This window comes from Levilinea saccharolytica, from assembly GCF_001306035.1.
Classification (GTDB): Bacteria; Chloroflexota; Anaerolineae; order Anaerolineales; family Anaerolineaceae; genus Levilinea; species Levilinea saccharolytica.
Genome location: NZ_LGCM01000031.1, coordinates 26,706 through 52,673 on the forward strand (window position 1 = coordinate 26,706; position 25,968 = coordinate 52,673).

At 59.0% G+C, this 25,968-nt stretch carries 20 protein-coding genes and 1 tRNA gene; 16 read left to right on the top strand and 5 right to left on the bottom strand.

Going from position 1 to position 25,968, the window contains the following annotated elements; genetic code table 11:
* Positions 1–57 precede the first annotated feature (57 nt).
* Complete coding sequence (locus tag ADN01_RS08360; protein ID WP_062418642.1) at positions 58–492, top strand: NUDIX domain-containing protein; 435 nt, start codon at positions 58–60, stop codon at positions 490–492.
* Here the strand turns inward: ADN01_RS08360 and ADN01_RS08365 are convergent.
* Genes ADN01_RS08365 through ADN01_RS08380 form a run of 4 tightly spaced genes read right to left on the bottom strand, consistent with a single transcriptional unit; the run spans position 475 to position 6,659 of the window.
* Positions 475–2,298, bottom strand: a complete 1,824-nt coding sequence (locus ADN01_RS08365; protein WP_062418643.1) for an ABC transporter ATP-binding protein — start codon at positions 2,296–2,298, stop codon at positions 475–477. The two genes, ADN01_RS08360 and ADN01_RS08365, sit on opposite strands and share 18 nt — an antisense overlap.
* Positions 2,299–2,304: 6 nt before the next feature.
* A complete protein-coding gene (locus ADN01_RS08370; RefSeq protein ID WP_062418644.1) occupies positions 2,305–4,074 on the bottom strand; it encodes an ABC transporter ATP-binding protein in 1,770 nt (589 codons plus the stop codon).
* A gap of 7 nt (positions 4,075–4,081) precedes the next feature.
* Positions 4,082–6,211 carry a Tex family protein gene (locus ADN01_RS08375; RefSeq protein ID WP_062418645.1) on the bottom strand — a complete coding sequence of 710 codons (2,130 nt, stop codon included), beginning with the start codon at positions 6,209–6,211 and terminating at the stop codon, positions 4,082–4,084.
* A 28-nt stretch (positions 6,212–6,239) separates the two neighbouring features.
* Positions 6,240–6,659, bottom strand: a complete 420-nt coding sequence (locus ADN01_RS08380) for a hypothetical protein (protein ID WP_062418646.1) — start codon at positions 6,657–6,659, stop codon at positions 6,240–6,242.
* 110 nt (positions 6,660–6,769) lie between these two features.
* Here ADN01_RS08380 and ADN01_RS08385 point away from each other — a divergent pair, with 110 nt between their 5' ends.
* The 11 genes from ADN01_RS08385 (at position 6,770) to prfB (ending at position 18,206) form a co-directional block, all read left to right on the top strand.
* Complete coding sequence (locus tag ADN01_RS08385) at positions 6,770–7,780, top strand: tRNA dihydrouridine synthase (protein ID WP_160318399.1); 1,011 nt, start codon at positions 6,770–6,772, stop codon at positions 7,778–7,780.
* A gap of 6 nt (positions 7,781–7,786) precedes the next feature.
* Complete coding sequence (locus ADN01_RS20210) at positions 7,787–9,712, top strand: ABC transporter ATP-binding protein (RefSeq protein ID WP_062418648.1); 1,926 nt, start codon at positions 7,787–7,789, stop codon at positions 9,710–9,712.
* A gap of 66 nt (positions 9,713–9,778) precedes the next feature.
* Complete coding sequence (locus ADN01_RS08395; protein WP_075071069.1) at positions 9,779–10,459, top strand: NBR1-Ig-like domain-containing protein; 681 nt, start codon at positions 9,779–9,781, stop codon at positions 10,457–10,459.
* 21 nt (positions 10,460–10,480) lie between these two features.
* Positions 10,481–11,953 (top strand): serine hydrolase, encoded by a 1,473-nt coding sequence (locus ADN01_RS08400; RefSeq protein ID WP_082142820.1) that lies wholly within the window; start codon positions 10,481–10,483, stop codon positions 11,951–11,953.
* A gap of 94 nt (positions 11,954–12,047) precedes the next feature.
* Positions 12,048–12,129 (top strand) — tRNA-Leu (locus ADN01_RS08405).
* A gap of 43 nt (positions 12,130–12,172) precedes the next feature.
* Positions 12,173–13,609 (top strand): trigger factor, encoded by a 1,437-nt coding sequence (gene tig, locus ADN01_RS08410; RefSeq protein WP_062418650.1) that lies wholly within the window; start codon positions 12,173–12,175, stop codon positions 13,607–13,609.
* Between the two features lie 26 nt (positions 13,610–13,635).
* Positions 13,636–14,244, top strand: a complete 609-nt coding sequence (locus ADN01_RS08415) for an ATP-dependent Clp protease proteolytic subunit (RefSeq protein WP_062418651.1) — start codon at positions 13,636–13,638, stop codon at positions 14,242–14,244.
* Positions 14,245–14,323: 79 nt separating this feature from the next.
* On the top strand, positions 14,324–15,109 hold the full coding sequence (locus tag ADN01_RS08420) for an HAD-IIA family hydrolase (protein ID WP_062418652.1): 786 nt from the start codon (positions 14,324–14,326) through the stop codon (positions 15,107–15,109).
* Between the two features lie 12 nt (positions 15,110–15,121).
* On the top strand, positions 15,122–16,183 hold the full coding sequence (rlmN, locus tag ADN01_RS08425; RefSeq protein WP_062418653.1) for a 23S rRNA (adenine(2503)-C(2))-methyltransferase RlmN: 1,062 nt from the start codon (positions 15,122–15,124) through the stop codon (positions 16,181–16,183).
* A 14-nt stretch (positions 16,184–16,197) separates the two neighbouring features.
* Positions 16,198–17,112 carry a signal recognition particle-docking protein FtsY gene (gene ftsY / locus ADN01_RS08430; protein ID WP_062418654.1) on the top strand — a complete coding sequence of 305 codons (915 nt, stop codon included), beginning with the start codon at positions 16,198–16,200 and terminating at the stop codon, positions 17,110–17,112.
* Positions 17,113–17,122: 10 nt separating this feature from the next.
* Positions 17,123–18,206, top strand: a protein-coding gene (gene prfB, locus ADN01_RS08435) for a peptide chain release factor 2 (protein WP_113918868.1) whose coding sequence is annotated in 2 segments (ribosomal slippage) — positions 17,123–17,188 and positions 17,190–18,206 — 1,083 coding nt in all. Because the reading frame shifts where the segments join, the coding sequence is not laid out codon by codon here.
* A gap of 66 nt (positions 18,207–18,272) precedes the next feature.
* Here prfB and pfkA read toward each other — a convergent pair.
* Complete coding sequence (pfkA, locus tag ADN01_RS08440; protein WP_062418656.1) at positions 18,273–19,241, bottom strand: 6-phosphofructokinase; 969 nt, start codon at positions 19,239–19,241, stop codon at positions 18,273–18,275.
* A 292-nt stretch (positions 19,242–19,533) separates the two neighbouring features.
* Between pfkA and ADN01_RS08445 the strand changes: the two genes are divergently transcribed.
* The 4 genes from ADN01_RS08445 to ADN01_RS08460 all read left to right on the top strand — a co-directional run bounded on the left by ADN01_RS08445 (position 19,534) and on the right by ADN01_RS08460 (position 25,923).
* Positions 19,534–21,630: an FAD-dependent oxidoreductase gene (locus ADN01_RS08445; RefSeq protein WP_062418657.1), complete on the top strand. Its 2,097-nt coding sequence runs from the start codon at positions 19,534–19,536 to the stop codon at positions 21,628–21,630.
* Positions 21,627–22,796: an NAD(P)/FAD-dependent oxidoreductase gene (locus ADN01_RS08450; protein ID WP_062418658.1), complete on the top strand. Its 1,170-nt coding sequence runs from the start codon at positions 21,627–21,629 to the stop codon at positions 22,794–22,796. Before ADN01_RS08445 ends, ADN01_RS08450 begins: the two co-directional genes overlap by 4 nt.
* A gap of 84 nt (positions 22,797–22,880) precedes the next feature.
* Entirely contained in the window at positions 22,881–23,552 is a 672-nt protein-coding gene (locus tag ADN01_RS08455; RefSeq protein WP_062418659.1) for an HAD family hydrolase, read from the top strand.
* A gap of 133 nt (positions 23,553–23,685) precedes the next feature.
* Positions 23,686–25,923: a RelA/SpoT family protein gene (locus ADN01_RS08460; protein ID WP_062418660.1), complete on the top strand. Its 2,238-nt coding sequence runs from the start codon at positions 23,686–23,688 to the stop codon at positions 25,921–25,923.
* Positions 25,924–25,968: the final 45 nt, after the last annotated feature.

The following is a 25,968-nucleotide window of genomic DNA, read 5'->3' on the forward strand; positions in this document are numbered from 1 at the left end:
CCACGGTTACAATTGTACCCGTAAGTACATCCATACACAGGGTTCAGGAGGGTATCAATGAAACGAGGTGTAGATTACATCGGCGTCGGGGTGGGTGCCGTCATTCAGCGCGCGGACGGCGCGGTCTTCATGGCTCGCCGCGGCCCGCTGGCCAAAAATGAGCGCGGCCTGTGGGAATTTCCCGGCGGCTCTGTAGAATTTGGCGAGACTTTGGCTCACGCACTCGTCCGTGAGATGCACGAAGAATACGGCATCACCATCCAGGTCGGGCGCTTATTAGACGTGGTGGATCATATCTTGCCGGAAGAAGGTCAGCATTGGGTCTCGCCCAGCTACCTGTGCACCCTGCTGGAAGGTGAACCTACCATCCGTGAGCCGGGAAAATGCAGTGAAATTGGCTGGTTCAACCCGCACAGCGCCCCCGCCGAACTCACCCGCATTTCCCGCGAGAACCTCGCTAGCCTGCTTCAGCTGCTAGACGCCGGAGCCTGAGGCGATCTGCCGTGCCTGTTCCACATACGCCAGGCTTTGGTGGCGGAAATAGGTGTTGTACAGCTCCGCGTAATGCCCGCCCTGAGCTAATAAATCCTGGTGGCTGCCCGTCTCGATGATTTTGCCGGAGCGCATCACCAGGATCCGATCCGCGCTCTTAACAGTGGATAAGCGGTGCGCAATCAAGAAACTGGTGGTAGAGCTCAGGATCAAATTCAGCGCCTGCTGAATCTGCCATTCGGTGAAGGGATCCACCGAAGCCGTCGCTTCATCCAGGATAAAAATCGTCGGTTTTTGCACCAGCACGCGAATCAAGGACACAATTTGGCGCTGCCCCATCGAAAGAAAAGCCCCGCGCTCACCCACTTCGCTGTCCAACCCGCGCGGCAGGGTCTCAATCCATTCGCCTTCACCCACCTGACGGGATATTTCTTCAATCTCCGCGTCGCTCGCCTCCGGCCGTGCGTAACGAATGTTATCCAATACCGTGCCGGAGAACAGAAACGGCGTCTGCGAAACGATCCCCAACTGCCTGCGGTAGGCTTCCAGATCCAGGCTGCGAATATCGCGGCCGTCAATGCGGATTTCGCCTTCTTGAAATTCATAGAACCGCGCCACCAGCCGCGCCACCGAAGATTTCCCCGCGCCGGTATGCCCCACCAACGCCAGGTTCTCCCCTGGCCGGATGGAAACCGAAAAATCGTCTAAAACCGGCTCAGCGTCCTTATAGCGAAAATTGACGTGCACAAAGTCCACCGCGCCGCGCAGCCGCCCCACCGCCTCGCTTCCCGTCTGCTTCACCACCGGCGCCGCATCAATCAGCGCAAAGACGCGTTCTGCCGCCGCCAGGCCGGTTTGAATCTGGGTCATGAACGACGCCATGCTCATCACCGGGAAGAAGAAGCTGTCCAGGCTCAGCAGGAACAAATACCAGGCTCCCGCCGTCACCACCCCCTGAATCACGTTCATCCCGCCAAAATACACCAAAATAGCCGAGGCCAGCCCGCCCACCCCGTTCAGGGTCGGGATCACCACCGTCCAGGCCAGCCCCCGCCGCACGTTCATGCGGTACGAGGTGGAGTTGGCCCGTTCAAACAGGTTGTAAATATTCTGCTCCTGCCGGAAGTTCTTCGCCACAGCGATCCCGCTCACCGTCTCTTTGATGGTCGCGTTCACCTCCGCCATCGCCCGCATCCCCTGGCGCGTTACCCGCCGCATAAACCGCCGGTACATCACCGTCAGGAAGAACAAAATCGGAACCAGGGCAAAAATATAGAGGGACAGCCGCCACTCAATCCGCACCAGCACTACCCCCAAAATGACGGCTTCGGCCACCTGCGAGGTCACGTCCACGGTCATGTTGATCAGCTGCCCAAAATCGCGCGTGTCCGTGGTGATGCGCGAAAGAATCTTTCCCGAGGAATGTTCATCATGGAAAGACAGATCATGTGCTGTGGAAGCCTCAAAAGCGTCCTTGGCCAGGTTAAGGATCACATCGCTCACCGCGCGAGCCGCGAGCCTGCGCCGCGCCCAGTTGGCCACCCAGCGCACAATCCCAATCCCAGCCACAGCGCCGCCCAACGTCAGCGCCAGTTCCCAGCTTGCCCGGCCCTCAATCCGGTCCACCCCGCGCGAGACCAAAATGGGCAGCAAGGAGGAGGTTGCCGAAATCAGCAGCACCAAAGTCACCAATCCCGCCAACCGCTTCCACTGCGCCCGGAAATAGGGTGCAATCCGCCGGATCAATTCGCGGTCGGAGTATTGCCGGTCATATTTTTCAGCCGCTAAGCCCGCAGAAAACCGCATAAGTCCCTACACTTCCCGAAAAATGCGCCGGTATGCTTCTGACGTGCGCATCAATTCATCATGGCTTCCCACCGCCGCCAGCCGTCCCTTGCGCATCACCACAATCAAATCTGCCCAACGAATTTGCGACAGACGGTGCGTGATGATCAGCGTGGTGCGGCCCTGTGCCGCATTGTAAATTGCCCGTTGAATCTTGTCCTCGGTGGCGCTGTCAATCGCGCTGGTGGAATCGTCCAGGATCAGAATCTGCGGGCGGGTCAAAAACGCCCGCGCCAGCGCCAGCCGCTGCCGCTGCCCGCCGGAAAGCGTCACCCCGCGTTCCCCAATCACCGTCTGGTAGCCCTGATCAAAGCTCATGATGAAGTCATGCGCCTGGGCGGCCTTGGCCGCCGCTTCGATTTCTTCCTGGCTGGCGTCCTGCCGCCCAAAGGCGATGTTGCGCGCCACCGTATCCGAGAACAAGAAAATATCCTGCTCAATGATCGAAATCCCGCGCCGCAAAGCTTCCAAATTCCAATCGCGCACATCCACGCCGTCCACCAGCACCTGTCCGCTGGTCACGTCGTGCGTGCGGTTGATCAGCTTGGTCAGGCTGGTCTTGCCCGATCCTGTCTGCCCCACTATTGCCACGGTTTGCCCGGGTTGAACGCGGAAGCTGATCTGCTCCAGCGCCGCCTCATCCGTGTCGTAACTAAAACTCACGTTCCGCAGCTCAATTTCACCCCGAATGGTCTGCCGCACCCCATCGATGTTCTGATCCAGGTTATTTTCACGATTCATCAGTTCCAAAATGCGCCGCGCACCCGCCAGGCCGGAGGAAATCTGCGAATAGGCGCTCAGCGAGGCAAACGTGGGGAAATCCAGCATCAGCAGCAGCCCAAAGTACGCCACCACACCCCCCACATCCAGCAGACCTTGATGATTCAAGACCAAAGCGTGCAGTAAACCGCCCGCCAGCGCCAGGTTAAACAACAGCATAGGCACAAAGCGCGCCTCAATATCCCCCTGCATCACCGTGGCGTTGCGGTAGCGGCGAGCGTTGGCGCCAAATCGCTCCACCTCACTGCGTTCTTGCGACGAACCCTTCACCGTCTCAATCCCGTCCAGCGCTTCTGCCAGGCGCGTGTTCATCACCCCAAACGATTCGCGCACCTCATGCGTCACCGGCCGCAGCCGGCGCAGATACCGCCACAGGGAGTAAAAATACACCAGAACAAAGAGCAGCGGGGTCAGCAGCAAGGTTGGGTGATACCGAGAGGCCAGCGCCAGCGGCATCACCAGAAAGTTCAGCGAGCCTAAAACCATATTCAGACCCGGGCTGAACAGAAAATTGACCTCGCGCACATCGTTGGTTGCCCGCGCCATGGTGTCCCCCACCGGCTGCAGGCTGTGAAAGGTCATGCTTTTGCCCAGCAGAGACGCGTACAGGTCCTCCCGCACGTCGCGTTCCACGCGCTGGGCGGTCAGTTCAAAGCCAAAATTGCGCATCCACTGCAGCACGCTGCGTGCCCCCTGCGAAAGTGCCACCCAGGCAGCAATCCGTCCCAGTCCTTCTAGGGTGGGGTTCGGAGAAAGCAGCAAATTCAACGCCTGCCCAATCAACATCGGCAAAACCGCCGCCAGGGCTGCGTTCCCAAACGCACCCGTCAGCGCCACCAGGCCAATCGGCCAATTGCGCAGTCCGTGATATGCCACCCACCGCACCGGGCTGCGCCGATCCGAGGTAAACTTTCGTTTCAGCGTAAATTCCGCCTGCGGCGTCGCTAATGCACTCACATACGCCTCACTCGACCCACTTTAAGGAGATTCTCCCGCGTTCTGTTTCCACGCCCAGAATCTGCACATCAATAATATCGCCCACCTGCAACATCACCCAGGCAGGGATCTGGCTGCGGTGCAGCAAACCGTCTTGCTTCACGCCAATATCCACAAACGCGCCAAAATCCACCACGTTGCGCACCGTCCCCTTCATATTCATGCCCGGGGTCAAATCTTCCATCGAAAGCACATCGCTGCGCAGAATAGGCACGGGCAGGTCCTGGCGCGGATCGCGCCCTGGGCGCACCAATTGTTCAAAAATATCTTCCAGGGTGGGCACGCCCGCATTCAACTGCGCCGCCAGTTCAGCCATCGGCTGCGCCTTGCGCAGTTTTTCCAGAGCGGCTTTTTTCTCATCGGCGGGAGTTCCCACCGTGATACCCGCCCGCTCCATCACCGCCTTGGCCGCCGCGTAACTTTCCGGATGAATGGCGCTCGCATCCAGGGGCGTATCCCCATTGCGGATGCGCAGGAACCCTGCGGACTGTTCAAAAGCCTTCGCCCCCAGCCCGCTGACCTTCTTAATCTGCTGACGGTTCTGGAAAGGCCCATTTTCTTCCCGGTAGGCCACGATCTTTTCAGCCAGTTTCGGCCCAATCCCCGCCACATAGGTCAGCAGTGCCGGTGAGGCCGTGTTCACGTCCACCCCCACCCGGTTTACCACGCTTTCCACCACGCCCGTTAGCGAATCGGCCAACTGCCCCTGATCCACATCGTGCTGGTACAGGCCCACGCCGATAGATTTGGGGTCAATCTTCACCAGTTCAGCCAGCGGGTCCTGTGCCCGCCGAGCGATAGAAACCGCCCCGCGCAGGCTGACATCCAGCGTGGGCATCTCCGCCCGCGCCAGCGGGCTGGCGCTATACACGCTCGCCCCGGCCTCGTTCACAATCAGGTAATGCAGGCCTGCACGGTCGCGCGTCAACTGTGCCACCAACTGTTCGCTCTCTCGCGATGCCGTGCCGTTACCAATCGTGATCAGCGTCACCTTATAGCGTTCCACCAGCTTCCGCAGGGTTTCCAGGGCTTCTTTGGTGCGCTTCTGCGGTTCATGCGGATAGATGGTGTCCGTCGCCAGCACTTTACCGGTCTCGTCCACCACGGCGATCTTGCAGCCGGTGCGAAAACCAGGGTCAATCCCCAAGACAACCTGTCCCAGCATGGGCGGCTGGCTCAGCAGCGCCCGCAAATTGGATGCGAACACCTGAATCGCGTGCTGATCGGCGGTTTCGCTCAAGGAACGGCGCACATCCCGCTCAATGGCAGGCAGCAGCAGGCGTTCGCCTGCATCCCGAATGGCCTCCTCCAGCTGTTCGGCAAAGGGCGAACGGCGCTCCACCCGGAAAAAGGTTTGAATGGGCGCCAGCCAATCGCGCTCCGGCATTTCCATGCGCACCTTCAGCACCTTCTCGCGCTCGCCGCGGTTAATCGCCAATACCTGATGAGGGCGCAGGCGGTCCACCCGCGTTTCATAGGCGTAATACAGCTGAAAAACCTGCTTGGGGTCTTCCGCGCCTTCCACCTTTTCACACAGCAGCGTACCCCACTGCATGGCCTTGGCACGCATCTGCGCGCGCACTTCCGCGTGATCGCTGATCGTCTCCGCGGCGATATCCCGCGCCCCAGCCAGTGCGCTCTCCACATCCGGCACCTGCTCGTTCAGATAAGCCGCCGCCGCTTGTTCGGGGGTTGAGCTGCGCAGCGGCTGCGCCAGAATCAGATCGGCCAGACCCTGCAAACCTTTCTCTTTTGCGATCGAAGCCCGCGTCCGCCGTTTGGGACGGTACGGCAGGTACAGGTCTTCCAGGCTGGTCAAAGTCTCCGCCCCCAGAATCGCCTCGCGCAGTTCTGGGGTCAGCTTGCCCTGCTCCGCGATGGAAGCCAGAATGGTATCCCGCCGCTCGTCCAGGGTGCGCAGCCGGCTCAAATGCTCCTGCACCTGGCGCAGCTGCTCTTCGTCCAGCGTACCGGTCATCTCTTTACGGTAGCGCGCAATAAAGGGGATGGTGTTGCCCTCATCCAACAGGCGAACAGCCGCAGCCACGCGGCTGGTCTGCACATTCAGCAATTTTGAAATTTTCTCTTCGTAAGTCATCAGGTCTCAACGATCCAAAATAATAAGATTAAGAGGACTGATCCACCAGGCGCTCCCAGGCGCCTTCCCAGGGCTTGCCCAACCGGTGGCGCAGCGGCACTTGAACCGCCATGAATTTTTGCGCCACCTGCGCCGCGGTGAGTGCCACTGTTCCCCAATCCTCCTCCAGCACCGCCTTGCGCATCTTGCCAGACACTGTGCCTGTCCATTCCCATTCCAATCGGAAACGGTCAGCCTTCACCCAATATCCCCGCTTCTCCCAAGCCGCCACAGATGCCTCAATCGTTGCGCTGATCTCCCCCAACGCCAGCGCGATGAACGCGGCCAGTTCGCGGCTGGTGTCGTCTGGCTGCGACTGCCGCATCAATTCGCGCAGCGCGATCACCACCTCTTTGCTCAGTCGGGTGCGGTCTTTTCCCGCCGATTCGGTTTTAATCACTCGGCTCATTCCTAACCTCCATGAAACTGCGGTGCATTCCAGGCAAGGATTATAAACCATTCTGTGCAATCCAACGCGCCTCCGGCGAGAACCGCCAGGGTATGATAAGATGGAAGGGTATGAGTACACTCGTTCCCACGTTTCAAATCGGCCCTATCCCTGTCTATGGAGATCTGCTTCTGGCCCCCATGGACGGCATCACCGACCTGCCTTTTCGTCTGCTCACCCGCCGCCTGGGCTCCGCCGTCAGCTACACCGAGTTCATCACCGCCGGGGATGTCATTCACGGCACGCCCTATCTGCCGCGGCGGCTGGCCTACCGCGAGGAGGAACGCCCCTTCGGTTTTCAACTATGCGATGACCAACCCGATCGCATCTTGCAGGCTGCCCTCAAACTGTGCGAACTCAAGCCAGATTTCATTGACATTAACCTGGGCTGCTCCGCCCGCCACGTCTCTGGGCGCGGCGCGGGCGCTGGCCTGCTCAAAACACCCGAAAAAATCGCGGAAATCTTCTCCAGCCTCACCCAAAACCTGCCCGTCCCCGTCACGGCCAAGATTCGCCTGGGCTGGGATGACAGCTCCCGCAATTATCTGCAAATCGCCCAAATCATCGTCGAAAACGGCGGCGCCCTCATCGCCGTCCATGGGCGCACTCGCGCCCAGCAGTACACCGGGCGCGCCGATTGGCAGGCCATCGCCGAGGTGGTCCGGGCTGTGCCCGTACCGGTCATCGCCAACGGCGATGTGACCTGCACTGCCGACATTGAGCGCATCAAAACCCTCACAGGCTGCGCCGCCGTCATGGTGGGCCGCGCCGCGGTGGGCAACCCCTGGATCTTCTCCCGCCTCGACCGATCTCAGGTGCCCCTGGCGGCCGTGCAGGAAACCATGCACATGCATTTGCGCGAGATGCTGGCCTATTACGGCAGCCCCGACGGCCTGGTGCGCTTTCGCAAGTTCACCCGAGCCTACTTGGCTCCTTACCCCCTGCCCCGCGAACACCTCACCCCGCTGCTTACCTGCCCGGATCCCAATACCTTTCTTCATCTCTTGGACGATATCTTTACTCTCCTCCCATCTCTTCCACCGGCTGACCCCAGTCCTTCAACCCTGAATTTCACGGAGTAAACCCTCATGCACGGTAGTGGATGGCACAGCTACATTTCCGCCAGCGGCGAGCGCCCCAAAATCACCCGCCAGCTCCTGAACCGCGTCTTCACCTACGCCTGGCCGTATCGCAAGCATATCGCTGGAATGTTGGTGATGATCCTCATCAGCAGCGGTCTCACCCTGATCGCCCCGCTCATCATGCGCGACCTGATTGACCGAACTCTGCCCAATCGCGACCTGAACCGCCTCATGTGGCTTTCTGGGGCCTTGCTGGCCGTTCCCCTCATTCGCGGGGGCGTTTCCATCCTTCAGCGCCGTTTCAACGCCGTGGTCGGCGAAGGCGTCATCTACGACCTGCGCGTGGCCCTTTACCACCACCTCCAGCGCATGTCCCTGCGCTTTTTCACCCAGACCCGCGTCGGCGAACTGATGAGCCGCCTCAACAACGACGTCATCGGCGCGCAAAACGCCATCAGTTCCACCATCGTGGGCATGGTCACCGACATCATCCAGGGTATCGCCGTCCTTTTTGTCATGTTCACCCTGGAATGGCGTCTGACCCTCATCAGCATCTTGATCTTGCCCCTCTTCATCCTCTCCGCCCAAAGGCTGGGCGACCGGCTGCGCATCATTGCCCGCCGCCAGATGGACCTCAACGCGGAAATGAACGCCATGATGAGTGAAACCCTCAACATCGGCGGCGCGCTGCTGGTAAAAATCTTTGGCCGTACCCAACAGGAAGTAGCGCGCTTCAGCCAGCGGGCTGCTGGCGTGCGCGACGGCGGCATCCAGCGCGCTGTCTTCGGCGCGGTATTTATCATGGTCGTCGGCCTGGTCAGCGCGGTCGGCTCCGCCCTGGTTTATTCCATCGGCGGTTATCTGGTCATCCGCGACTCGCTCACCATCGGCACCATCGTCGCCCTGGGCTCCTACCTCGGCAGCCTCTATTCCGCTCTTTCCGGCCTGGCCAACATCCCCGTGGAATTGGCCACCTCTCTGGTCAGTTTTGAACGCGTCTTTGAAGTTCTTGACCTGCCTCAAGAAATCGCTGAAAAGCCCAACCCCGTCCGCATTCACGCCCTGCGCGGCCGCCTCACCTTTGAAAACGTTGCGTTTCAGTACGACATTGAAGGCGCCATCAACCTGTCTGAGGTGGAACGGCACGGGAAACTGCGAGAAGTGGACGCCGTCCTCTCCGGTGTTCGCAGCAGTGAACTGCCCAAGCCCGCCAATCCCAACGGCACCAGCCAGGCTCGCGATTGGGCCTTGGAAGACATCAGTTTCGATGTGCTCCCCGGTCAGTTGGTAGCTCTGGTTGGCCCCAGCGGCGCCGGAAAAACCACCCTATCCTACCTCATCCCCCGTCTCTACGACCCCGTGCAGGGGCGCATCCTGCTTGATGATGTGGATCTGCGCGATCTCAGCCTGGATGATCTCTCGGCGCAAATTGGCATGGTCACCCAGGAAAGCTACCTCTTCCACGACACCATCCGCGCCAACCTGCTGTTCGCCCGACCTAACGCCAGCCAAGAGCAAATGGAAGCCGCGGCCCGCGCCGCCAACATCCACGATTTCATCGCCGAGCTGCCCAACGGCTACGATACCATCGTAGGCGAGCGCGGCTACCGTCTGAGCGGCGGCGAAAAGCAGCGCGTGGCCCTGGCGCGCGTCATCCTCAAAGATCCGCGCATCCTCATTCTTGACGAAGCTACCAGTCATCTGGACAGCGAATCCGAAGCCCTCATCCAGCAGGCCCTCCGCCACATCCTGGCCGGCCGCACCAGCATCGTCATCGCTCACCGCCTCAGCACCATCCTGGCCGCCGATCAAATTCTGGTCTTCGACCGCGGCCGCATTGTGGAACGCGGCCGGCACGCTGAGCTTTTGGGAATGGGCGGCGTCTATTCCCTTTTGTACCAGACCCAGTTTGCTCACCAAACCGCTCCCTAGCCCCATTTTTCGCACCTTGTCTGATCCCTAAAAATAGGGGTAAACTTGTGAGCTATGGAGGTAAATATGAAACCAAAAACAAATCAACCCCAATGGAATAAGCTCATCCTCACCCTTGTCGGTGTTGCCGCCCTTCTCAGCGGCTGCGGCCTTGGAGCGCCGCAAGCAACCCCCACCATCGACCCGGCGGTCGTCGCCGCCACGGTCGCGGTCATCCAGACCCAGGCGGTCGAAACCGCTGTAGCCCAAATCACTGTGGATGCGGCCTTGAACCCCAGCGCCACCCCTACCGCCGTCCCGCCCACCAACACGCCTGAGCCCACGGCCACCCTGGCCCCCTCGGCCACCCTTCCCCCGCCGCCCACCGCCACCTTCATCCCCGCCACAGCCAGGCCGACCAACACCAGCACCCCCGCAGCACTCCAATGCTCAGTCGTCTCTGCCTCGCCCGCCAACAAGGCCGAAATGACCCCCGGTCAGGATTTTGACGGCAAATGGACCTTCAAGAACAGCGGCACAGAGGCCTGGGATGCCAACGATATTGACTTCCGCTATTACGAAGGCCACAAATTCCAGACCAGCGTCGATGGTCTGGACCTGCCGAAAAAAGTTGAGGTTGGTGATACCGTCAGCTTTATCGTGGATATGGTCGCCCCCACCGAAAAAGGCAGCTACACAGCCAACTGGGCACTGTCCTTTGGCGCTTCGCGCTTCTGCGTGGTGACCGTCAGCATTGTGGTCAAGTAACCTCACCACTCCTACCGGCCCATGAACCGACCGTTGGTTTTCATCCCGCGCATCCTGGCCCTGGCGCTGATTCTGTCTGCTGTCGGCCTGTTGGTGCTCTTCTCTGTCACCAGTCAGGAAACCACCTTCGTTTTCCCTGCCGGTTCCACCATTGCTAATCTTCCGGTTGGCGGTCTGGACGAAACCCAGGCCGCCGACCGGCTGCGGCAAGTCTACGACCAGCCGCTCCAGCTTCGCTATCAGGATTCTCTCATCCAGCTTTCCCCGGCCCAGCTCGGTTTTTCACCGGATTACAACGCCTGGGTAAGCGCCTGCCGCCAGCAAACCGGCCAGATTACCTTCTGGCAGCGCCTGTGGGGACGCGGCAAAATGCAAAGCTGCCAGGTGCCCGCACAGGCCGCCTCCGATCCTGCGGCAATCGAAGCCTACTTGCGCGCCGAAATTGCCCCGCGCTACGACCAGCCCGCCTCTGCCCCTGTCCCCTACCCGGGGGACGTGCGCTACATCCCCGGCCGCTCCGGTTGGAGCCTGGATATCCCCCAGGCCGTCCCCCTGATCCAGGCCGCCCTCACAGATCCCACGCGCGCGCCGGTTCAGCTGCCTGTCGCCGAATCCGGCCCGCTCCCGCCCTTGTTTGAAAATCTGGATACCCAGCTGCGCCAATTGGTGCGCGTTTCCGGCTTTGACGGCATCGTGGAGCTGTATCTGCAAGATTTAACCAATGACCGCATCATCCATTTCGCCCTGCAGAATGGGCAGGAAATTGAGCCCGGCGTGGCTTTCACCGCCGCCAGCACCATGAAAATCCCCATTATGCTCTCGGTGCTGCGCCGCATTCCCGAGCCCACCCCCGCCGATTACCTCACCCTCCTGGAGCGCATGATCGTCCTTTCCGAAAACCCGCCCTCCGACACCCTGATGGAATCCATTGATCCTGTCTCCGGACCGCTGATCATCACCGATGACCTGCGCGAAATGGGCTTTCAAAACACCTTCATCGCCGGCTTCTTTTATCTGGGCGCGCCTCTTCTTAAGCTATACGAAACCCCCGCCAACCTGCGCACAGATATCAATGTATCCCCCGACATGTACAACCAGACCACCCCCGCCGAAATCGGGCTGCTCCTCCACGAAATTTACCGCTGTGCCGAAGGCAGCCCCAACCGCATCACCTCCACGTTCGAAGGGCAGGTCACCCCCAGCGAATGTCAGCTCATCCTCGACACCCTCGCCCGCAACAAAATCGCCCTGCTCAGCGAAGCCGGTGTCCCCGACGGGACTCGCGTAGCCCACAAACACGGCTGGATCGAGGAATCCGACGGCCTGCTGCACACCATGAGCGACGCCGCCGTCATCTACACCCCTGGCGGCGATTTTGTCTTCACCGCCTACGTCTACCGCCAGGAGCAGTTGGTTTTTGACCCCGCCAACCTGCTCATCGCCCAAATGGCCCAAACCGCCTACACCTATTTCAATCTGCCTCCCGCTCCCTGAACCGGCTTTTCCTCTTCATTTGTTAATAATTTATACGAGTCTGCCTTCCCTTGTTGACGTACTCCCCCCTGTCGCTTATAATCCAAAGTTGCGTGGGGAAGTGCTGGAACTGGCAGACAGGCATGACTTAGGATCATGTGCCTCCGGGCGTAAGGGTTCGAGCCCCTTCTTCCCCACTGTGTGCCGACAAACTATATATGTGACAGAAGGAACGCTGCTTTGAAGATTGAAACTACCCCCCTCGAAAACCAGCAGGTACAGGTGGATGTTGAGTTGGAAAGCGAAGTCCTGCAAGGCTACATGCGCCGCGCAGCTCGCAAAATTGCCCAAGACACCCGCATCCCCGGATTTCGCCCCGGCAAAGCCCCCTTTGATGTCGTCCGCCGCTTGTACGGCGATGAGGCCATCCAGAAGGAAGCCGTCGAACTGATGATTGATGACGTCTATCCGCAGATGCTCACCGAAGCCAATCTGGAACCTTCCGGTCCCGGAACCCTCAAGGAAATCAGCAGCTTCGACCCGCCCAAGTTTTCCTTCATCGTGCCCCTGGCCCCCGAAGTGACCCTGGGTGATTACGCCGCCATCCGCAAAGAATATGCCCCTGCACCCGTCACCGACGAAGAGGTCGAAAAAGTGCTCAACGGCCTGCGCAACGACATGGCCACTGCTGAGCCTGCGGGCGACCGCCCAGCCCAAGAGGGCGACCTGGTGTACGTCGATCTTTCCGGCGTTCTCACCCAACCCGCCGAGGGTGAATCCGAAACCATCATTGATGAGCGCCCCGCCCAGTTCCTCATCGGCGATCAGGACAACGACTCCTGGCCGTATCCTGGCTTCTCCAAGGAACTCATCGGCCTTTCCGAAGGTGACGTCAAGGATATCGAATTCACCTATCCCGAAGACACCCCCTTCACCCGCCTGGCCGGAAAATCCGCTCGTTTCACGGTCAAAGTTACAGCGGTAAAGGTCATGCAGTACCCCGAGATGGATGATGAATTTGCCAAATCGGTGGGCGATTTCGAAAACTTCCAGGCCCTGCGCGATACCGTGCGCACCTCACTGGAAGCCCGCCAGAATTCTGAATATGACCAGCAGTATGTGGATGAGCTGATTGATGAAATCATCGCCCAATCCACCATTCAATACCCCCCGCACATGCTGGAAGAAGAGCAGGAACACATCCTCAAGCACCTGCAAGAGGACCTGGCCGAACGCAAGCTGGATCTGGACACCTATCTGAAAGTCCGCCAGCTGGACCGCGCCGCCTTCATCGAACAGGAAGTCGTCCCCTCGGCCAAGAAACGCCTGTCGCGCTCGCTGGTTTTGGAAAAAATTGCCCAGGCTGAGAATATTCAGCTGGACAAGGGCGAGCTTTCCGAGGCCGTCAACCAGCGTCTGGGTGAACTTTCCCAGTCCATCGCGCAGGATAAGAAATACCGCTCCAAAGCGGCCCAGGCAGATCTGCTCAACGCCCTGGCGTTTGACACCGCCAACCGCTTATTCAATGAACGGCTCATGGATCGACTGAAGCGCATTGCCTCCGGGCAGGCTGAAGCGGAAGAAGTTGCCGCTGCCGAAGTCGAAGCCAAAGCAGCCGAACTGGCCCCCGGCACCGAAGGCGGTGAGACTCCTGAAGCCGGGACAACCGAAGCTTAACGTTTGTCAAAGTGTCTGAGGTAACTATGTCGTCCATTCCTGACTTTAAGTCCGTCATCCCGATGGTCATTGAATCCTCCGGCCGGGGTGAGCGCGCGTATGATATCTACTCGCTGCTCCTCAAGGAACGCATCATCTTCCTCGGCACGGGCATTGATGACCAGGTCGCCAATCTGGTGGTCGCCCAGCTCCTCTTCCTCAACCGCGAGGATCCTGAGCGCGAAATCCAGATGTACATCAACTCCCCCGGCGGTCAAATCTACGCCGGTCTGGCCATCTACGACACCATGCAGTTCATCTCCAACCCCATCCGCACCTTCGCGGTGGGCGTCACCGCCTCGTTTGGCACCGTGCTGCTGACGGCTGGCACCAAGGGCATGCGTCATTCGCTGCCCAACGCCACCATCCACATGCACCAGCCCCTGGGCGGTGCGCAGGGCCAGGCCTCCGATATCGAAATCCAGGCGCGCGAGATCCTACGCCTGAAGGCCCGCCTGTTGGAAATCATGGCCCGCCACACCGAAAAGCCGCTGGATGTCATCGAAAAAGACACCGAGCGCGATTACTACCTCTCGGCCCAGCAGGCGGTGGAATACGGCCTGATTGACAGCGTCTTGCAGCCGCCGGAACGCTGATCAGTTCTAAAAACCTATTGTAGGCCGGATGGCCCCCCTGGCGGCTGTCCGGCCTGTGTGTTTCACGGAGTGACTTCGTATGCTTGCCTCTCTGACTCCCGCCGTCCAGGCCGCAATTTTAGACATGGACGGCGTCTTATGGAAAGACAAACAGCCGCTCATCAACCTCAAAGAAGCTTTCGAGCGCTTTGATGCCCTGGGCATTCGCGTGGTTCTGGCCACCAACAACTCCTCACGCACCGTCAAAGAGTATCAGGAAAAAATTGCGTCCATGGGCGCACAGGTGGATGAGGAACAAATTGTCACCTCCTCTATGGCCGCCGCCCACGTTCTCCAGCAGCGCTTCCCTCAGGGCGGGCCGGTTTACATCATGGGCGCTGACAGCTTGCATCAGGCCCTGGAACAGGCCGGGTTTTATCACGCCGAAGACAACGTCCTCGCCGTGATTTCGGGCCTGGACCGCACCTTCTCCTTTGAAAAATTGGCCCGCGCCACCCGTCTCATCCGCCAGGGGGCCTTCTTCATGGGCACCAACCCCGACACCACCTTCCCCACCCCCAACGGCCTGGGCCCCGGCGCGGGTTCCATCCTAGCTGCTATCCAGACTGCCAGCGAGCAAACCGCCGTCATCGCGGGCAAGCCCAGCCCCACCCTCTACCAAATGGCCATGCAGCGCCTGGGGGTTTCCCCCCAGCAAACCGTCTCCATCGGCGACCGCATGGAGACCGACATCCTCGGCGGCATTCGCGCCGGCTGCCGCACCGCCCTGGTGCTTTCCGGCGTCACCTCACGCCAGATCCTGCAAACCTACGATTACCAGCCCGATCTGGTCGCCGAAGATCTGATCCATTTGTTATCCGCCTAAGGAACCCCCAAAATGACCGATCCGCTCCCCCTTATTTATGATCTGGACCTTCCTGAACTTCAAGACCTCTTGAAGTCCTGGGGGGAGCCGGCTTTTCGCGCCCGCCAAATCTGGCAAGGCCTCTACCAGCACCTGTGGGACTCCCCTGAGCAGTTCACCAACATCCCCGCCAGCCTGCGCGAGAAATTGTTCACCGGCTTTCGCTTCAGCGCCCTCCAGCCCGCGCAGGTGCTGTCCTCCAACGACGGCGAAACCGTCAAGACCCTCTTCACCTTGTGGGATGGGCGCGCTATTGAAGCCGTGCTGATGCGCTATTCCGAACGCCGCACCCTGTGTATCAGCTCTCAGGCGGGCTGTGCCATGGGCTGCGTCTTCTGCGCCACCGGCCAAATGGGTTTTAAACGCCACCTTACCAGCGGCGAGATTGTGGCCCAGGTGCTGCATTATGCCCGCATCCTCCAGGCCGAAAACGACCACGTCACCAATGTGGTCATCATGGGCATGGGCGAGCCTTTTCACAATTACAATGCCGTCCTCCACGCCGTAGATCGGCTGAACCACCCCGAGGGCTTCAAGTTTGGCGAACGCCGCGTCACCATCTCCACCGTCGGCCTGGTGCCCCTCATCCGCCGCTTTGCCGATGAAAACCGCCAGATCAACCTGGCCATCAGCCTGCACGCCGTGGATGACGCCCAGCGTTCTTCCATGATGCCCATCAACAAACAGTACCCCATCGCCAAGCTGTTGGAAGCCTGCCGCTACTACATCAACAAAACCCGCCGCCGCATCACCTTTGAATGGGCCCTCATCCGAGACGTGAACGACTCACCGGAAACTGCCATCCGTTTGGCGGGTCTGCTCAAAGGCATGCTCTGCCATGTCAACGTCATCCCCCTCAACCCCACCCAAAGGTACCCCGGGCAGGCCACCACCCGTGAACGCGCCCAGGCCTTTCAGGCCGAGTTGGAAAAGCGCGGCATCACCTGCAGCATCCGCATTCGCCGCGGGATCGACATCCAGGCGGGCTGCGGGCAGTTGGCCATTCAGGCCTCAGACGCATCCAACCAACCATGATATAATCCCAAACTATGGCCGATTTCTTCAGCAAATGGAAAGAGGGTCTCGATCGGACCCGTAAAGTAGCCTTCGGGCGCATCGCTACCCTGTTTGGCGCCACCCAAATCACCGCGGACACCTGGGAAGAGCTGGAAGCCATCCTGGTTCAGGCGGATATGGGTCTGGAAACCTCCGAATCCATTCTAAAAGCCCTGCGCGCCCAGGTAGAAAAAGAGGGATTAACCAAAACAGCCGAACTGCAAGAAGGTTTGCGCCAGGAATTGTTGAACCGGCTGGATCCCACCCCCGTCCTTGACCTGGACCAGCACCAACCCGCCGTGATCCTCATGGTCGGCGTCAACGGCTCCGGCAAAACCACCACCGCCGCCAAACTCGGCAAACAATGGTCGGCTGACGGGAAAAAAGTGCTTCTAGTGGCCGCCGATACTTACCGCGCTGCCGCCGTGGATCAGTTGGAAGTTTGGGCGCAGCGCCTCAACCTGCCCATCCTTTCCGGGCAGCCGGGCGCAGACCCCGGAGCCGTCACCTATGACGGCATCCAATCTGCCGTCGCGCGGAAAATAGACCGCGTGCTGGTGGATACCGCCGGCCGCCTGCACACCCGCTATAACCTCATGGAAGAGCTGAAAAAAGTCAACCGCGTGGCTGCCAAGGCCCTCCCCGGTGCGCCCCATGCCGTGTGGCTGGTGCTTGATGCCACTACCGGCCAAAATGCCCTTATGCAAGCCCGAGCCTTTAAAGAAGCCGTGCACATCACCGGCGTGATCTTATCAAAACTGGATTCATCCGCCCGCGGCGGCATGGCCTTTGCTATTCAAAAAGAATTGAACCTGCCCATCTTATACGCTGGCCTGGGAGAAAAACCCGAGGACTTGCAACCTTTTGACCGTGAAGCCTTTGTAGATGGAATTTTGAGTCGAAATTAACGAGGATATGATGCAAGATTTAGTCAACCGTCTCAAAACTGCCGCTGAAACCATCTCCAACCTTTTGGAGTATCTTTGACTTACCGGTAAAAGAAGCAGAGCTGGCGGATCTAGAAAAGAAATCGGAAGATTCCAGCCTTTGGGATGACCCCCAGGCAGGTCAAAAGCTCATGAAAAAACTGGCCGACCTGCGCGATGAGGTGCAGAGCTGGCGTTCGCTGGAAAAACGCATCCACGATTCCCTGGAACTGGCTGAGCTGATGGATGAAAGCCTGCGCCCTGACCTGGAAAAAGAATTGGAAGCCCTCGAACCCGAATTGGCCCGCCGCGAGATCAACATCCAGCTTTCCGGCCCTTATGATAGAGGAAATGCACTCCTGGCCATCCACGCCGGCGCGGGCGGTGACGATTCGCAGGATTGGGCCGCCATGTTAGAGCGCATGTACCTGCGCTGGTGTGAACGCCGCGGCTTTGAAACCGAAATCCTCGACGTATCCGAAGGTGAAGAGGTCGGCATTAAGAGCGTCACCATCGCCGTCAACGGCAAGTATGCCTACGGCTACCTACACCCCGAAAAAGGCGTCCACCGCCTGGTGCGGCTTTCCCCCTTTGATTCTGCCCACCGCCGCCACACCTCGTTTGCGATGGTCGAAGTTCTGCCCCAGGCCAACGAGGAAGGCGATATCCAGATCAATCCCGACGAGCTGCGCATTGATATCTACCGCTCTTCCAGCGCCGGGGGTCAAAACGTGCAGAAGAACGCCACCGCCGTGCGCATCACCCATTTGCCCACTGGTCTGGTGGTCTCCTGCCAAAATGAGCGCTCGCAGATGCAGAACCGTGAAAACGCCATGCGCGTTCTGCGCGCCCGCCTCCTGCAAATGCGCCATGCCGAGCAGGAAAAGGAGCTGGCAGAACTGCGCGGTGATTACACCAAAGCGGAATGGGGCAGTCAGATTCGCTCCTACGTGCTGCACCCTTACCAACTGGTCAAAGATCACCGCACCGAACACGAGATGGGTAACACCCAGGCCGTCCTCGATGGAGAAATTGACTCCTTCATCGAAGCCTTCCTTCGCCATAAAACCGTGTAAAACACCCTGATTAAACGGCAGCAGGCCGAACGCTTGAAGGTTCGGCCTGCTGTTTATTTGAATGTACTAATCCAAGATTTGCGCCAGCTTGAACAGGGTCAAATCCAGGGGCTTCTTGCTGGCAACCACCGTTTCCAGCGGTGTACGCGTCAGTTCGCTGCGCACCCAACCGTTGAGCACCCCATACTGTCCTTCCAGCAAACTTTCCACCGCCCCGGCCCCCAGGCGGCTGGCCAGAATCCGGTCAAACGCCCCAGGGTTGCCGCCGCGCTGAATGTGGCCCAAAATCGCCGTACGCAAAGCAAACCCCAGGCGGTCCTGATGCTCGGTGAAATAGGCGTCCAGTTTGGCCGCGTTATATTTCGCCCCCTCTGCCACCACCACAATTGCGTGAGCTTTGCCCTTCTCGTAAGCCTCGCGGATCACATCCGCCACATGCTCCGGCTCGGTTTCCACCTCTGGGATCACCACCGCCTCAGCCCCGCCGGCAATGGCCGACATCAGCGCCAGGTAGCCGCAGTCACGTCCCATCACCTCCAATAAAAAGGCCCGCTGATGTGAACTGGCGGTGATCTTCAGGCGGTCAATCGCTTCCAAAGCGATATTCAAAGCCGTGTCCACGCCAATGGTGATATCCGAGCCAAACAGGTCGTTGTCAATCGTCGAAGCCACGCCCACCACCGGAAAACCCAGTTGGTGCAGAGCATTTGCGCCGGTCTGCGACCCGTTCCCGCCGATCACCACCAGCCCCTCAACCCCCGCCTGGTTTAAGGCTCGCAAAGCTTTGCGTTGACCTTCCGGTGTCTTAAACTCCAGGCTGCGGGCGCTGCCCAAAATGGTGCCGCCGCGCTGAATAATCCCGCCCACGTCGCGCGCTCCCATCGGAGTGAAGAGGCCGTCAATCAACCCTTGGTATCCCTGCCGCACACCGAAAACCTCCACCCCCCGATCAATCGCCGTGCGCACCACCGCTCGAATAGCTGCGTTCATGCCCGGGGCATCCCCACCGCTGGTCAAAACCCCAATTCGCTTCATCATCCCTCCTTTCATAATGGCGAAAACGTATGAATGTTCTTCCATTGTACCCCCAATGCTTGTCTTTGAGCCTCCCTTCCAGCTCGGAAAAACTTGCGTGGAATTTCGGAAAAGCTTATGACACTCAGAGCGAAAGAACGGGCAGAATGGCAGTATTCAACCCGGGTTCGCTTTGCTAGAATGGATCGTGGAAATCATCGCCTGATCCCCGTCACCCGTTCAGGCTGTTTTGGTTTCTTGGGTTAAGACCATCGGACATTCATCTAGCCGCAGGAGATCGAAGGGAAAATCCATGACAGGACTCCGAATCGAGCAGCACCCCATTCTACCCATTCCAGAACGGGAGGAAATTCAAATTTTCTGGCAAGGTCAACCCATCCGCGCTTTTGTGGGGGAAACCATCTCCGCCGCCCTCTTTGCCAGCGGCATCCGCGTCTTCGGCCACCATCCCAAAGACGGATCACCTCAGGGCATTTTCTGCGCCAACGGACAATGCTCGCAATGCATGGTCTTAGCTGATCAAAAGCCGGTTAAATCCTGCATGGAACTGGTGCAGCCCGGCATGCAGGTAGAACCGCTCAACGGACTGCCCGAACTGCCCAAAGTTTCCCAGCCGCCGAAAGTACAGCCCATTGAAGAGATCGAGGTCGATGTCCTCATCCTGGGCGGCGGCCCGGCAGGCCTTTCCGCTGGCAGCGAACTAGGCAAACTCGGCATTCCCACCCTGCTGATTGATGACAAGCACCGTCTGGGCGGTAAACTGGTGCTTCAAACCCACCGCTTCTTCGGTTCTTCCTCTGCGGTGTATGCCGGCACGCGCGGGATTGACATCGCCACCCGCCTCGAAAACGATCTGCGGCAGTACCCCTCGGTTCAAATCTGGCTGCAATCCACCGCTCTGGCGGTGTTCAGCGACCAAAAAGTCGGTGTCCTGCGGAACGGCAGCCAATACGTCCTGGTCAAACCAAAGGTCATTCTGGTAGCCACCGGCGCACGCGAGAAGTTCCTGGCCTTCAAAGGCAACACCCTCCCCGGTGTGTACGGCGCGGGAGCTTTCCAAACCCTGGTCAACCGCGACCTGGTGCGCCCAGCGGAAAACCTCTTCATCGTCGGCGGCGGCAACGTCGGCCTCATCGCCGGATACCACGCCCTGCAGGCCAACATCAACGTCGTCGGCCTGGTAGAAGCTCTGCCCGAATGCGGCGGCTATAAAGTGCACAAAGACAAGCTCGTCCGCATGGGCGTGCCCATCTACACCTCTCACACCGTCCTCAGCGCCAACGGCCAGGATTACGTCGAATCGGTCACCATTGCCCAGGTGGATGAGAAATTCCAACCCATCCCCGGCACCGAAAAATCCTTCGCTTGCGACAGCCTCCTCATCGCCGTCGGCCTCGATCCGGTCAATGAGTTTTTTATCAAAGCCAAACAGTACGGCATCCCCGTCTTTGCGGGCGGCGACGCCGAGGAGATCGCCGAAGCCTCCGCCGCCATGTTCTCCGGCAAAATCAAAGGCCGCGAAATTGCCCTCCAGCTGGGCCGCAAAGCCCCGCCCGTCCCCGCCGAATGGTACCGCACCGGTGAAATCCTCAAATCCAAACCCGGTGAAACCTTCTCCGAGCACCTGCCCGAAGCCTCCGTCGGGGTCGTTCCGGTCATCCACTGCACCCAGGAAATCCCTTGCAACCCCTGCGCGGCGCTCTGCCCCAACGGTCTCATCTTCGTGGACGATCACGATATTCGCAAAGTCCCCGAATTTCTGGGCAACAACTACTGCTGCCAACTCTGTGAACAGTGCGTGGCGGGCTGTCCGGGCCTGGCTATCACCCTGGTGGATTACCGCTCGAACGCCGATTTTCCCCTGGTCTCCATCCCCTACGAGTTCACCCGTGACTCCATCCGCCAGCGCGATTCCGTTACCGTGCTCGACACCCAGGGCAATCCCCTTGGAGATCTCGAAGTCCTCAGCGTACATCAAATCAAGCGCAGTGACCGCACCCTCATCGTGCAGGTGCAGGCCCCCAAAGAATACGCCAAAAAGATCGCCGGTCTGCGCATTCAAGATCAGAAGGTCACAGAACCGCTGGATGAATACGTCACTGAGCTGCACAACGACACCATCATCTGCCGCTGCGAACGCGTCACCGTCGGCGAAATCCGCGAGCTGATCCGTAAAGGCGTGCGCGATATCAACGAGATCAAAACCGTCACCCGCGCGGGCATGGGCGCCTGCGGCTCCAAAACCTGCAACTCCCTCATCCACCGCCTCTTCCGCGAAGAAGGCATCACCAACAGCGAAGTGGTGGATAACACCAAACGCCCTCTCTTTATGGAAGTTCCCATCGGCGTCTTTGCAGGCGAATCCCCATCCGAGGACAAATCCACATGACCCAACCTACCTCCATTCCGCACTATGATGTCATTATCCTCGGCGCGGGTTCCGTTGGAACCCCCAGCGCCATGTACCTGGCGGAAGCGGGTTACAAAGTGCTGGTCTTAGACCCGGGCGCTTCCGTCGGTCAAGGCTCCAACAAAAAAGCCATTGGCGGCATCCGCGCCACCCATTCCGACCCGGCCAAAATTCGTCTCTGCCTGCGCAGCCTGGAAATTTTCTCCAACTGGGAGAAATGGTACGGCGAAGATATCGAGTGGGTTCAGAACGGCTACATGTTCATGGCCTACCGCGAACGCGAGCAAAAAATTCTCCAAGACCTGCTGGTCACCCAGAAATCCTACGGCCTGAACATAGATTGGTACGACCCCCAACAGCTCCTGGATATTGTTCCCGACCTCAACCCCGAAGGGCTGCTGGGCGGCACCTTCTCCCCTGAAGACGGCAGCGCCTCACCCCTGCTGTCTGCCCACCGCTTCTATGAACACGCCTGCCGAGCCGGAGCCGATTTCCACTTCCATGAGCCGGTCACCAAAATGATCACCCGCAGCGGAAAAATCGTCGCAGTTGAAACCCCCACGGGCACCTACGGAGCCGACGTGGTCATCAATGCCGCTGGAGCCTGGGCGCGCCCTGTGGCGCAATTGGTGGGCGTGGATGTCCCTGTCAACCCCGATTCGCATGAATCCGCCGTCACCGAAGCCGTGGCTGATTTCCTCAAGCCCATGATCGTGGATATCCGCCCCATGCCCGGTTCCTCCAACTACTACTTCTACCAGCACCGCACCGGTCAGATTTTCTTCTGCATCACCCCCAGCCCGAACATTTGGGGCTTTGACACCGAAGAAACCAGCGAATTCTTGCCGATGGTCACCCGCCGCATGGTCGAAGTCATGCCCCGCCTGAAGAACCTGCGCGTGCGCCGCACCTGGCGCGGCCTCTATCCCATGACCCCAGACGGTTTCCCTATCGTGGGTTGGGCCGAAGAGGTAGAGAACTTCCTGCTGGCCGTGGGCATGTGCGGTCAGGGGTACATGCTTGGCCCAGGTTTGGGTGAATTGATCTTGCGCCTGGTTCAAAACCAGCTTACCGAAAACGACCAGGAGACTCTCAGCTTCCTCAAACCCACTCGCCAGTTTGCCAGCCAGGAACTGCTGAAATAACCTGCCTGCCTTCTGGTACAATAAAGCGGTTTTCGCAATCAGCGGAGCCAGCACCACCGGCTCCGCTTTCATTTGGAGGAACACGTGACCATTAAAGGGCTTCTCTTTGATTTCGACGGCCTCATCTTAGACACCGAGACCCCGGAATATGATTTATGGTGCAGCATCTTTCAGGAATTTGGCCAAAGCCTGCCTTTGGAGCTTTGGGCGCGCGCCGTCGGCGCATCGCTGGACGCCTTTCATCCCGCCGCCTATCTGCAAACCTTAACCGGCCGCGAGATCAATATTACCGAAGTCGAACAGCGCCACCGCGCCGCTTCATTGGAAGTCATTCTGCAGTCCGCGCCCATTCCAGGCGTCACGGACTTTTTAGAGCACGGCCGCAAGAGTGGGATTAAAATGGCCGTCGCCTCCAGTTCCGACCGCGCCTGGGTTGGCGGTCATCTCGGCCGTCTCGGCCTCACCGACTATTTTGACACCATCTGCACCCGTGAAGACGTGGCCCAGGTAAAACCCAACCCCGCCCTCTACCTCACCGCCTGCCAACGCCTGGGCCTTCAGCCCGCCGACACGGTGGTTTTTGAGGATTCCCCCAACGGCATCACCGCCGGGATTGCCGCCGGTTGTCATGTGGTGGCGGTTCCCAACCCCCTCACCCGCCACCTGGATACCAGCCACGCCCATTGGGTTGTTCCCAGCCTCAAAGAGATCACCCTGGAAAAACTCAACCAGCGTTTCAACGGCCGTTCCAATTAGCATCCCCACCTTTTTGGCTCCTTAGTTTCCCCGCCTCAACGCACTTGCGCGAAGGCAGTTTCGGGGGTTATACTTGTGCTGAAATTACCAGGTTGTACAAACAGGTAGTGCGGAGCGGCGGCGCGGCCAATGTATGAAAATTGAAGAGCTGATCGAAAACCTGCCAGATAATTTCTCCATCGTAGACCGCGATTTGGTCACGCGTGCTTACCGCTTTGCAGAGAACGCGCACAAGAATCAAAAACGCGCCTCCGGTGAACCCTATGTCATGCACTGCCTGGCCGTTGCGGGAATTTTGGTGGAGCTGCGCCTGCCCCCACCGGTGATCATTGCCGCTCTCCTGCATGACACGGTCGAAGATACGCCCGTCACCCTGGAAGACCTCAAGCGCGAATTTGGCGAAGAGGTTGCCCAGCTGGTGGACGGAGTCACCAAGCTCAGCAAGCTGCCCACCGTCTCGATGGATGAAGAACCCATCCCGGTAGATGGTGATGGAGCCAAACCCGCGCAAACAGCCGCCGCCAGCGAAGCGCCCCGCACTACCAAAAAAGACCGCGAACTTCAGCGCGAAAAAGACGCGCGCAACGAAAACCTGCGCAAAACCTTTATGGCCATGGGCAACGATATCCGTGTAGTCATCATCAAGCTCGCGGATCGGCTGCACAATATGCGCACCCTCAGCTACATCCCCGAACCGCGCCGCAGCCGCATCGCCCAAGAAACCCTGGATATCTACGCCCCCCTGGCCAACCGCCTGGGCATCTGGCGCATCAAATGGGAGTTGGAAGACCTCGGCTTTCGCTACACCAACCCCGACCGTTACAAAGAAATCGTCGAGAACCTGGCCGAGCGCCGCACCGAACGCGAAACCCAGGTGCAAAAAATCATAGAACGCCTGAAAGCCTTAATGGAACAATCCGGCATAAAGGCTGAAATCACTGGGCGCCCCAAGCACATCTATTCCATCTACCGCAAAATGCTCGACAAAGGCAAATCCTTTGATATGGTTCGAGACCTGCGCGGTGTACGCCTCATTGTCCCTGAAAAGCAGGATTGTTACGCCGCCCTCGGCATCATTCACGGCCAATGGCGTCCCATCCCGATGGAATTTGACGATTACATCGCCGCCCCCAAAGATAACGACTACCAATCTCTGCATACCGCTGTCATTTATGACGATGGTAAACCGCTGGAAGTGCAAATCCGCACCCCAGAGATGAACCAGCATGCCGAATTTGGCATTGCCTCTCACTGGCGCTACAAAGAACGCAGCAGCAAATCGGATCAGGCCTACGAACAGCGCATCAACTGGCTGCGGCAGATGATGGAATGGTACAAAGATGTTGAGGACGCCCAGGAATTCATTGACGGCATGCGCACCGACATCTTCGAAGACCGTGTGTATGTCTTCACCCCTCGCGGCGATATCATTGACCTGCCCGCCGGTTCGACCCCCATTGATTTCGCCTACCAGGTGCATACAGAAATTGGCAACCGCTGCCGCGGCGCAAAAATCAACGGCAAATTGGTCAGCCTGGATTACTGCCTAAAAACCGGCGACCAGGTGGAAATCCTCACCGCCAAACACGGCGGGCCCAGCCGCGACTGGCTGAACACCAACCTGGGTTTGGTCAAAACCCCGCGTGCCCAGGGCAAAATTCGCCAATGGTTCAAACGCCAGGACCGTGAGCAAAATCTCGCCCAGGGCCGTGCCATGTTGGATCGCGAACTGCGCCGCCTGGGCCTAAACAATGTTGACCTCGAAAAGCTAGCCTTCAGCCTGGATATCCACAATGTGGAAGATCTCTACGTGGCTTTGGGCTGCGGCGACCTTTCCATAGGGCGCATTATCGCCAAGCTCACCGACCTGGAGAAGAATTCACCTGACCCTCTGCTCAAGCCGTCCCTGCCCATCGAACAAAAAACCAGCCACAGCGCGGTTTCTGTTTTGGGTCTCAAAGGCTTACTCACGGTCTTCGCTCGCTGCTGCAACCCCGTCCCTGGCGATGAGATCGTGGGTTATATCACCCGCGGACGCGGCGCCACCATCCACCGCTCCGATTGCCCCAACATTTTACGCCTCACCGACCGCGAACGCATTGTCAAAGTCTCCTGGGGCGAAAATCAGCGCACCTACCCCATCCGTCTGGAGATCAAAGCCTACGACCGGCAGGATCTGGTGGGTGATATCTACCACATCCTCACCAATGAAAATATCAACTTGGTCGGCATCAACCTTAAGGTCACCGACAACCTGGCTTCTATCTACCTTTCGGTGGAAGTCGGCGACATCACCCAGCTCAGCCGCATCCTCGCCCGCATCGAAAATTTGCCCAACGTTCTGGAAGCCCATCGGGTTCACGCTGGTTAATTTGAAGTATAATCAGCGCGCCAAAACTTCTTCACTTGGAGAAAG

Excerpts from the sequence above, each read along its gene's own strand:
- ADN01_RS08360 (WP_062418642.1), top strand. The coding sequence starts at position 58 with ATGAAACGAGGTGTAGATTACATCGGCGTCGGGGTGGGTGCCGTCATT.
- ADN01_RS08365 (WP_062418643.1), bottom strand. The coding sequence starts at position 2,298 with ATGCGGTTTTCTGCGGGCTTAGCGGCTGAAAAATATGACCGGCAATAC.
- ADN01_RS08375 (WP_062418645.1), bottom strand. The coding sequence starts at position 6,211 with ATGACTTACGAAGAGAAAATTTCAAAATTGCTGAATGTGCAGACCAGC.
- ADN01_RS08380 (WP_062418646.1), bottom strand. The coding sequence starts at position 6,659 with ATGAGCCGAGTGATTAAAACCGAATCGGCGGGAAAAGACCGCACCCGA.
- ADN01_RS08385 (WP_160318399.1), top strand. The coding sequence starts at position 6,770 with ATGAGTACACTCGTTCCCACGTTTCAAATCGGCCCTATCCCTGTCTAT.
- ADN01_RS20210 (WP_062418648.1), top strand. The coding sequence starts at position 7,787 with ATGCACGGTAGTGGATGGCACAGCTACATTTCCGCCAGCGGCGAGCGC.
- ADN01_RS08395 (WP_075071069.1), top strand. The coding sequence starts at position 9,779 with ATGAAACCAAAAACAAATCAACCCCAATGGAATAAGCTCATCCTCACC.
- ADN01_RS08400 (WP_082142820.1), top strand. The coding sequence starts at position 10,481 with ATGAACCGACCGTTGGTTTTCATCCCGCGCATCCTGGCCCTGGCGCTG.
- ADN01_RS08415 (WP_062418651.1), top strand. The coding sequence starts at position 13,636 with ATGTCGTCCATTCCTGACTTTAAGTCCGTCATCCCGATGGTCATTGAA.
- ADN01_RS08420 (WP_062418652.1), top strand. The coding sequence starts at position 14,324 with ATGCTTGCCTCTCTGACTCCCGCCGTCCAGGCCGCAATTTTAGACATG.
- rlmN (WP_062418653.1), top strand. The coding sequence starts at position 15,122 with ATGACCGATCCGCTCCCCCTTATTTATGATCTGGACCTTCCTGAACTT.
- ftsY (WP_062418654.1), top strand. The coding sequence starts at position 16,198 with ATGGCCGATTTCTTCAGCAAATGGAAAGAGGGTCTCGATCGGACCCGT.
- pfkA (WP_062418656.1), bottom strand. The coding sequence starts at position 19,241 with ATGAAGCGAATTGGGGTTTTGACCAGCGGTGGGGATGCCCCGGGCATG.
- ADN01_RS08445 (WP_062418657.1), top strand. The coding sequence starts at position 19,534 with ATGACAGGACTCCGAATCGAGCAGCACCCCATTCTACCCATTCCAGAA.
- ADN01_RS08450 (WP_062418658.1), top strand. The coding sequence starts at position 21,627 with ATGACCCAACCTACCTCCATTCCGCACTATGATGTCATTATCCTCGGC.
- ADN01_RS08460 (WP_062418660.1), top strand. The coding sequence starts at position 23,686 with ATGAAAATTGAAGAGCTGATCGAAAACCTGCCAGATAATTTCTCCATC.